Annotated in this window: 3 protein-coding genes; all 3 read left to right on the top strand. The window is 24.4% G+C overall.

The genetic code is table 11. The features are described from left to right. Positions 1–50: 50 nt before the first annotated feature. A complete protein-coding gene (locus VN21_RS14365; protein WP_046823871.1) occupies positions 51–1,238 on the top strand; it encodes a cytochrome c biogenesis protein/redoxin in 1,188 nt (395 codons plus the stop codon). Between the two features lie 255 nt (positions 1,239–1,493). Then, on the top strand, positions 1,494–2,081 hold the full coding sequence (locus VN21_RS14360; RefSeq protein WP_046823870.1) for an RNA polymerase sigma factor: 588 nt from the start codon (positions 1,494–1,496) through the stop codon (positions 2,079–2,081). Further along, positions 2,041–2,878, top strand: an 838-nt coding sequence (locus VN21_RS14355) for a hypothetical protein (protein WP_046823869.1), incomplete at its 3' end; no start/stop codon positions are given. The genes VN21_RS14360 and VN21_RS14355, both read left to right, overlap by 41 nt.

The raw sequence follows: 2,878 nt of genomic DNA, 5'->3' as shown, positions 1-2,878 counted from the left end.
AATTATTAGAGATATAAATTATGGTAAATTAAGAAAAAATAGGAGGTACAATGGATAAATTTAATTTGATCGTAGTTTTTATAGAAGGGGTAATATCGTTTTTTTCTCCGTGTATATTGCCAATACTACCTATTTATTTAAGTATGTTATCAAATAGTAGTATAGATAGCTTAAAAAATGATAAAAAAATATTTATACATAGTTCACTTTTTAAAAATACTATATTTTTTACGCTTGGAATATCTGTAACATTCTTCATATTAGGATCATCAGTAAATGCTCTTAAATCATTTTTTAATAGTAATAAAGATTTCATAATGATTCTAGGAGGAATTATAATAATTGTTATGGGTCTATTTTATATAGGAATTATTAAGTCATCTATATTAAATAGAGAAAAAAGATTTAACATGAAACCTAAAGAGATGAACCCAATTTCAGCTTTTTTATTAGGATTTACATTTAGTTTTGGATGGACTCCTTGTATAGGTCCAATATTAGCATCTGTACTTGTTATGGCATCAAATTCAAAAGACATAGCTACATCAAACTTGTTGATTTTAATTTATACAATAGGATTTATATTACCATTTATAATAGTTTCTATGTTTTATAATAAATTGTTTAAATCAATTGATAATATGAAGAATCATATGGGATTAATAAAAAAAATAGGTGGTATAATACTTATAGTATCTGGACTAATAATGGCTATAAATGGAGGTTTAGAACTGTATAATTCTAGTAGTAATAAAAGTGAAATAACTCAAGATAATTCAAATATTGAAAATGAAAATAAAGATGATAATAAAATAATGTCAATAGACTTTAATTTATATGATCAATATGGAAAAGAACATAAACTAAGTGAATATAGAGGCAAAACTGTATTTTTAAATTTCTGGGCAACATGGTGTCCACCTTGTAGGGGTGAAATGCCTCATATAGAAGATTTATATAAAAAATATAATAAAAATCAGGATGAAGTGGTAATTTTAGGAGTTGCATCTCCTAATTTAGCCAATGAAGGTTCAGAAGAAGATATTAAGGAATTTTTAAATCAAAATAAATACAATTTTCCTGTGGTGATGGATAAAGATGGGGCTTTGGCTTATCAATATGGAATTAGTGCATTTCCTACAACGTTTATAATAGATAAAGATGGATATGTAACACAATATGTACCAGGGGCTATGGATAAAGAGACTATGAAATCTCTTATAGAGGGAGATCAGTAAGTATACTTTATATTTTTAAAAATCAAAATACATAAAAGAAATAGCAAAAAAATACATGGATATTTAAATTAAATATAGTTAATATAAAGCCGATTAATATAAAGTGAAATTTATATTAATCGGCTTTTTTATGCTTTATAAAATTAAATATTAAATCAACATGGATTTTATTGATATAATCATATAGGAAAAATTTTACAAAATATAAAACTTTTTATAAATTAAATTCGTTATATAAGTGAAAGGGGGATGAAAATGGCTCAATCGGATGAAAAATTAATAAAAGAAATCTTAAAGGGAAATGAAAGTGCAATGGAAGTCTTAGTAAAGAGATACTATGATATGGTACATAGCTTTGTATATAGAAATGTAAATGATTATAACATCGCTTATGATATAACCCAAGAATCATTTATAAAAATGATGAAAAACATAGATAAGTATAAGTTAAAAGAAGGAAATTTTAAAAGCTGGTTATTAAAAATTGCACTTAATACAACTAAAGATTATTTTAAAAGTAAAATTTACAACCAAAGAAAGCGAAGTGACGATATTAGCAATTATGAAATAGAAGATAAGACAAATGTAATAGATATGTTATCAAAAAAAGAAGAGGCTATTAAGATAAAAGAGGCTTTAAGTAGTTTACCTAAAATTCAAAAAGAAGCTTTAATACTTAAATATTACAATGATTTAAAAATTAAAGAGATAAGTGATATAACAGGAGAAAATGAAAACACAATAAAATCTAGATTGTTTAATGGAGTTAAAAATCTAAAAAAATTACTTGGAGGTGATAATTATGAGCAAAACACCAACGATAAAAGAAAATCTAAGATATGATGATATAGAAAATGAGGATTTTGAAATTTTATTAGATGAAGAATTTTTAGATATAGAAAATTTCTTAAATAGCTATATTGTAAAAGAGGTTGATGAAGAAAACGTAGATTTAACTATAGATAAATTAAGAAATTATATGCCACAAAATAAAAATGAAGAAATAATTAAAAATGAAAATATGAATTTATATAGTAAAGTCAGTACTAGTATGGGGCTGTTAAAAATGCAATTTAAGATATTTAATAAGTTGTACTTAATTGCATCGATAATTCTTGTTTTATGTGGAGTAATTGGTACTATAAAACTTAATTTAAATCCATACTTATGTGCTTACACGGTATCCCCTATACCAATACTTATTGGCTTAGCTGAAATATTGCGAGGAAAAGAAGAAAATATGTGGGAGTTAGAATTAAGCTATAAATATTCATTTAGAGAAATACTATTTGCAAAGTTAGTAATAATATCTACAACGGCTATAGCTTTAACTTTAGTAACTAGTTTAATATTAACAGGAACTTATTCTGAAGTTAGCTTGTTAAGGATAATAAATATATGTTTAATTCCAACTTGCTTTATATCATTAATATCACTGATATTAGCATCTATCTATAGGGGAATGAACAGTATAGTATTATCTACAAGTATATGGATAGTTGTAAGCAATATGGTAGACAACGACACTATTAACTATATAGTAAATGTAAAGAACTATAAGTTGTTTTTAGTACTTATATTGCTATTTGTACTTACAATGATTGCATCAAAATTATTTTATAAAAAAAGTATAAATTTTA

Origin of the sequence: Paraclostridium benzoelyticum (genome assembly GCF_001006285.1) — a bacterium.
GTDB lineage: Bacteria > Bacillota > Clostridia > Peptostreptococcales > Peptostreptococcaceae > Paraclostridium > Paraclostridium benzoelyticum.
The sequence above is the reverse complement of the archived record's forward strand: the minus strand, read 5'-3'. Positions and strand labels throughout refer to the sequence as shown.

What these genes read in the sequence shown, in the direction of transcription:
- VN21_RS14365 (WP_046823871.1), top strand. Translation starts at nt 51, where the DNA reads ATGGATAAATTTAATTTGATCGTAGTTTTTATAGAAGGGGTAATATCG.
- VN21_RS14360 (WP_046823870.1), top strand. Translation starts at nt 1,494, where the DNA reads ATGGCTCAATCGGATGAAAAATTAATAAAAGAAATCTTAAAGGGAAAT.